This is a genomic window from Longimicrobium sp., assembly GCF_036554565.1.
In the GTDB taxonomy this organism is placed as follows: Bacteria; Gemmatimonadota; Gemmatimonadetes; order Longimicrobiales; family Longimicrobiaceae; genus Longimicrobium.
Window position 1 is genome coordinate 1 of record NZ_DATBNB010000440.1, and the last position, 5,873, is coordinate 5,873.

The 5,873-nt window shown below is 70.9% G+C and carries 3 protein-coding genes and 1 pseudogene; 3 read left to right on the forward strand and 1 reads right to left on the reverse strand.

The genetic code is table 11. The features are described from left to right. The first annotated feature begins 985 nt into the window (after positions 1-985). Positions 986-2,254: a glucose-1-phosphate adenylyltransferase gene (locus VIB55_RS12040; RefSeq protein ID WP_331876892.1), complete on the forward strand. Its 1,269-nt coding sequence runs from the start codon at positions 986-988 to the stop codon at positions 2,252-2,254. Beyond that, positions 2,251-3,504 (forward strand): glycogen synthase, encoded by a 1,254-nt coding sequence (gene glgA, locus VIB55_RS12045; RefSeq protein ID WP_331876893.1) that lies wholly within the window; start codon positions 2,251-2,253, stop codon positions 3,502-3,504. Before VIB55_RS12040 ends, glgA begins: the two co-directional genes overlap by 4 nt. Positions 3,505-3,511: 7 nt before the next feature. Here glgA and ybaL read toward each other — a convergent pair whose 3' ends face one another. Further along, positions 3,512-5,293 carry a YbaL family putative K(+) efflux transporter gene (gene ybaL / locus VIB55_RS12050; RefSeq protein ID WP_331876894.1) on the reverse strand — a complete coding sequence of 594 codons (1,782 nt, stop codon included), beginning with the start codon at positions 5,291-5,293 and terminating at the stop codon, positions 3,512-3,514. A 172-nt stretch (positions 5,294-5,465) separates the two neighbouring features. Between ybaL and VIB55_RS12055 the strand changes: the two are divergent. Next, positions 5,466-5,873, forward strand: a pseudogene (locus VIB55_RS12055) (hypothetical protein); the annotation flags it as partial.

Genomic DNA, 5,873 nt, shown 5'->3' on the forward strand with positions numbered 1-5,873 from the left:
CCCCAGCCCTTCCCCCGCAAACTGCGCGGGGGAAGGGAGCCAGTATGGCGCATCACACCTAACTCCTTGCAGCCCCACAGCTTGTCATCCTGAGGCCCAGGCGCACCGCCCTCGCCCGCAGCACACGCTACGCGGGCCGAAGGATCTAGCCTGCGGCACTTCCAACCTTGCGCGCGGCAGCGTGCACCCGTGCAGAGGCCTCGATGTCGGGGCGTTGCGAAACGGGCCGGCGCATGCCGCGGCTGCCCTCACCCCCGGCCCCTCTCCCGCAAGCGGGAGAGGGGAGAATTCGATCGCGCTCCGGCCAGCTCGATGCACCCGACTCGCCCCTGCAGTCCGCGAAGGCGGCCTTCGTGATTTACCAGCCGCGACTTCAGTCGCCCGTGACCGGGTCAGGGTTAGCGCGACGATCCAGGCAGGGCCCGAAGGCGTTCCGACCGGGGCCGGCGCATGCCGCGGCTGCCCTCACCCCCGGCCCCTCTCCCGCAAGCGGGAGAGGGGAGAATTCGATCGCGCTTCGGCCAGCCCGACGCACTCGGCTCGCCGGTGCAGTCCGCGAAGGCGGACTTTGGGCCTTTGTTGCCGCGACTTCAGTCGCCCCAGCACGGCCGAGGCCTCCACTCTGCCGCTGCCCCCGCACCCAACTCCGACGTGTACACCCTCTCCCGCTTGCGGGAGAGGGTGGCACGCGTGTCAGCGCGGCCGGGTGAGGGCCCCACGGCAGCCGAGGCCCCGGCCTCAGTGACCGCTGCCGCGCCCGGGCTGGTACGTGTCCGCGGCTGGATCCTTCGGCCCGCGACGTGTGTGCCGCGGGGCGACTCGGTGCGCCTGGGCCTCAGGATGACAGGACCCCGTGCTTTACAAACGGGGCAGCACCGGGCCCGGAGGCATGTCGGCGGGGCGCGGCGGCTGGTACTTTGCAGCTAGCACGGGCATCGCCGCCCTCGGATGGGTGGCCGTTCCTCACTTCCGTCTCTCGCGTTCCATGGACCGAGTTCTTGCAGTGATCCTGGGCGGCGGCGCCGGCACCCGCCTGTTCCCGCTGACGGCGCAGCGCGCCAAGCCCGCCGTTCCCCTGGCGGGCAAGTACCGCCTGGTAGACGTGCCCATCTCCAACTGCATCAACTCCGGGCTCAACCGCATCTTCGTGGTCACGCAGTTCAACTCGGCCAGCCTGAACGACCACATCGCCCGCTCGTACCTGTTCGACCGGTTCCGCGGCGGCTTCGTAACCGTGCTGGCGGCGGAGCAGACGCCCACCTCCGAGCACTGGTACCAGGGCACGGCCGACGCGGTGCGGCAGAGCAACCTGCACATCCGCAGCTACGCGCACGACCAGGTGCTCATCTTGTCCGGCGACCAGCTGTACACGATGGACTACCGGCTGATGCTGGAGCACCACAAGCGCACCGGCGCCGACGTCACCGTGGCCGCCACGCCCGTGACCGCGGCGGAGGCGCCCGGCTTCGGCATCCTGAAGACCGACGCCGAGCACCGCATCACCGAGTTCTACGAAAAGCCGCCCCTTTCCGAGCTGCGCGGCAAGGAAAGCCCGGTGGAGCCCGCGCTGGAGCGCGCCGGGCGCATCTACCTGGCCTCCATGGGCATCTACATCTTCGACTGCGATGTCCTGCAGGAGCTGCTGGACGGCCACCGCGAGGCGAACGACTTCGGCAAGCACATCATTCCGTTCGCCATCCAGGAGCGGAAGGTGGTGTCGTACCCGTTCAAGGGATACTGGAACGACATCGGCACCGTGCGGTCGTTCTTCGACACCAACCTGATGCTCACCGATCCGCAGCCGGCGTTCAACCTTTTCGACGAGCAGATGCCGCTGTACACCAACGCGCGCCTGCTTCCCCCGGCCAAGGTCACCCGCTCGCGGATCGACGCGTCCATCATCGGCGAGGCGTCGGTGATCATCGACAGCGACATCACGCAGTCGGTGATCGGCATCCGCTCGTACCTGGGCGCGCGCACCCGCGTCCACCGCACGGTGATGATGGGTGCCGACTACTACCGCTGGGAGGACCCCGGAAGCCGCAACCGCGTGGAGGGGCCGCCGCGCCCGGGGGTGGACGAGGACTCGGTCGTCCAGGGCGCCATCATCGACAAGAACGCGTCCATCGGCAGGAACTGCGTGATCACCAACGTCGCGGGGGTGGTGGAGGGCGAGGGGCCGGGCTTCTACATCCGCGACGGCGTGGTGGTGATCGTCAAGAACGCCGAGATCCCGGACGGCACCATCATATGAGCGCGCGCGCCCTGCGCATCGCGCAGCTCACCAACGAGTACCCGCCGCACGTGTACGGCGGCGCCGGCGTGCACGTGGAGTACCTGGCCCGCGAGCTGGCCTGCGCCGAGGGCGGCGCCCACCAGGTGCAGGTGCTGTCCTTCGGCGAGCAGCGGCAGGAGGAGGGCAACCTGCGCGTGCAGGGCGTCGCGCCCGCCCTTCGCCTCTCCACGCGCGACCCGCGGCACGAGCGGCTGCTGGATGCGCTGCTCCGCGACCTGGCCATGGCGGGCGCGGTGGATGCGCCCGACGTGGTGCATTGCCACACCTGGTACTCGCACCTGGCCGGATGCCTGGCGCGGCCGCTGACGGGCGCGCGGCTGGTGCTGACCACCCACTCGCTGGAGCCGCACCGGCCCTGGAAGGTGGAGCAGCTGGGCACGGCGTACGATGCCACCACGTGGATCGAGCGCACCGCCTACCGCAACGCCGACGGGGTGATCGCCGTTTCGCGCGCGATGAAGGACGACGTGCAGGCGCTGTACGGCGTCGATCCCCAGCGCGTGCGGGTGATCTACAACGGCATCGATCCCGACGAGTACCAGCCGCGCCTGGATCCCGACGGGCTGCGTGCGCTCGGCATCGATCCGGATCTCCCGATCGTCCTCTTCGTCGGGCGCATCACGCGGCAGAAGGGAATCCTCCATCTCGTCCGCGCCATCCGGCACCTGCGCCCCGGCGTGCAGGTGGTGCTGTGCGCCGGCGCCCCCGACACGGAGGAGATCGGCCGCGAGATGGCGGCGCTCGTGGACGAGGTGAAGCGCGACGCCCCGGTGCCGGTGGTGTGGATCAGCGAGATGCTTTCCAAGGACCGCATCATCCCGCTGTACTCGCACGCGGCCGTCTTCGTCTGCCCGTCTGTCTACGAGCCGTTCGGCATCATCAACCTCGAGGCGATGGCGTGCGAAACACCGGTCGTCGCCTCGGCCGTCGGCGGCATCCCGGAGATCGTGGTGCCGGGGGAGACGGGGACGCTCGTGGCGTTCGAGGCGGAGGGCGGCGGATCGGCGGAGCCCCGCGACCCGGAGGCGTTCTCGCTGGCGCTCGCGACCGCGGTCAACGAGCTGATGGATGCGCCGGACCGGCGGGCGGCGATGGGGCGCGCCGGGCGCGAGCGCGTGCTGGCCCAGTTCAGCTGGCGCGCCATCGCCGGGCAGACGCTGGAGTTCTACCGCGAGCTGCTGGAGATGCCCGGGCGCGCGGAGCCCTGACGTTCGCTCAGGGCAGCACCCCGCTCGGCGGCTCCTCGCGCCGCCCCGTGTGCGGGTTCGGCAGCTGCAGCGTCTCGGCGGCGATGGCGGCCATGTTCTCGTTCACTCCGAAGGCGCCGAACGCGTAGCGGATGATGGCGAGCGCCAGTTCCCGCTCGCCCATCACCGCCCGGCCCACGCCCCGCCGTTCCAGGTGCGCCCGCTCCTCGTCGCTGTGCGTGCGGACGACGGTGTCGATGCCGGGGTTCACCTTGCCCGCGTGGTCTAGGATCAGCCGCGCCTGGAAGGCATCCGGCGCGGAGACGACCAGAAGGCGCGCCCGCTCCAGCCGCGCGTGGTGAAGGATGCCGGGGCGAGTCGCGTCTCCGAACAGGGCAGGCATCCCCCGCGCACGCAGTGCCTCTACCTCGCCCCGGTTCTGCTCCACCACCACGTATGGGATGCCCTGCCGCTCCAGCGCGCGGGCCACCGGCGCGCCCACCCGGCCATGCCCGATCAGCACCACGTGGTCGCGCAGCGCCGCCTCGTCCACCCCGGCCGGCAGCTCGCCCAGGTCGCCCGCGGGCCGCTCCAGCAGGTCGGTGACGCGGGGGCTGGCGCGCACCCAGCGCTCCAGCCCCGCCGCCGCCGCGAACGCGAGGGGGTTGATGGTGATGGAGATCAGCGCGCCGGCCAGGATCAGGCTGGTCGCCTCCGGCGGGAGCAGCCCCAGGGTGCCGCCCAGCCCGGCCAGGATGAACGAGAACTCACCGATCTGCGCCAGGCCGGCCGTCACCCCCAGGGCCGTGCGGATGGGATACCGGAACGCCAGCACCACGGCGAGCGCCGCGATGGACTTGCCGACGACGATGATGGCCAGCGCCGCCAGCACCTGCAGGGGCCGGCGCACCAGCACCGACGGATCGAACAGCATGCCGACGGACACGAAGAAGAGGACTGCGAACGCGTCCTGGAAGGGAAGGGCGTCGGCGGAGGCCTGGTAGCTCAGGTCCGACTCGCTGATGACCACGCCGGCGAAGAACGCCCCCAGCGCGAATGAAACGCCGAACAGCCCCGCCGCGCCCACCGCCACACCCATCGCTACGGCCAGCACGCTGAGCGTGAAGAGCTCGCGCGAGCCGGTATGCGCCACGCGGCCCAGGAGCCAGGGAAGGGCCCGCCGACCCACGACGAACATCAGCGCAAGGAAGGCCATGACCTTGCCCAGGGTGATGGCCACGGCCGTGACGACGCTTCCGCCCCCCGCGGCCGCAGGCGTTCCGCCCAGCACCCCCGCGACCGCGGGCAGAAGCACCAGCGCCAGCACCATGGCCAGGTCCTGCACGATCAGCCAGCCGACGGCGATGCGCCCCTCGGCGGTATCCACCATCCCCTTCTGCTCCAGCACCCGCAGCAAAACCACCGTGCTCGCGACGGACAGCGACAGCCCGAACACCAGCCCCTGCCCCCACGGCCAGCCCCACGCGCGGGCCAGGAGCGCGCCCATGGCCGTGGCGGCGACCAGTTGTGCCAGGGCGCCCGGAACGGAGATCTTTCGCACCGCGAGCAGGTCGTCGAGCGAAAAGTGGAGCCCCACCCCGAACATCAGCAGGATCACGCCGATCTCGGCCAGTTGCGACGCTAGCGCGGCGTCGCCCACGAAGCCGGGGGTGAACGGCCCGACCGCCACCCCGGCCAGCAGATAGCCCACCAGCGGCGGAAGGCGCAGGTGGTGGGCGGCGAGGCCCATGACGAAGGCAAGTCCGAATCCGACGGCGACCAGGGCGATCAGCCCCGTTTCCTGGTGCATCGTGGCGCTTTTTCTGGTGAATGGCTCCATTGGACCTGCATTTTGCCCGTGCTGGGGCTGACTCCAGGACCGGTTGCTACTTAACTTCCATCCCGCGTTCGCGGCAAGCCGATCGGCGACATCGCTCGACCGTGGGCGGTTCACTCCACCAGCTATCCCCTCGTCCGTGCAGATGAACCCGGAGCCTGACCACATCGCGGACTCCGCATCGGCGGCCAGCGCCCAGGCCTCGCGCGAAGACGAGTGGCTGTGGGGATGGGATCCCACGCCGGGGATCGTCAGCGTCTGGGCGGAGCCGAACGGCCGGGCGATCGTCTGGCGCCGTCTTCCGGACACGGGCGCGCTGGTCCGCGAGGACGAGCGCTACCGGCCGTGGATCCTGCTCGACCGCCTGGACGACCTGCGCCACCTGGGCTCCTCCCTCGCGCCGGAAGGCACGCCTGACGCCCGCATCTGGTTCCGCGAGCTGGAGGGCCCGGGAACGCTGCGCTTCCTCGTCTCCGCCGAGGAGGGCAGGGCGCTCGCGCAGGCCGTGCTCCACGGCGCGTCGCGGCGGCTGGGGCGGCAGGTGGGGCACCTG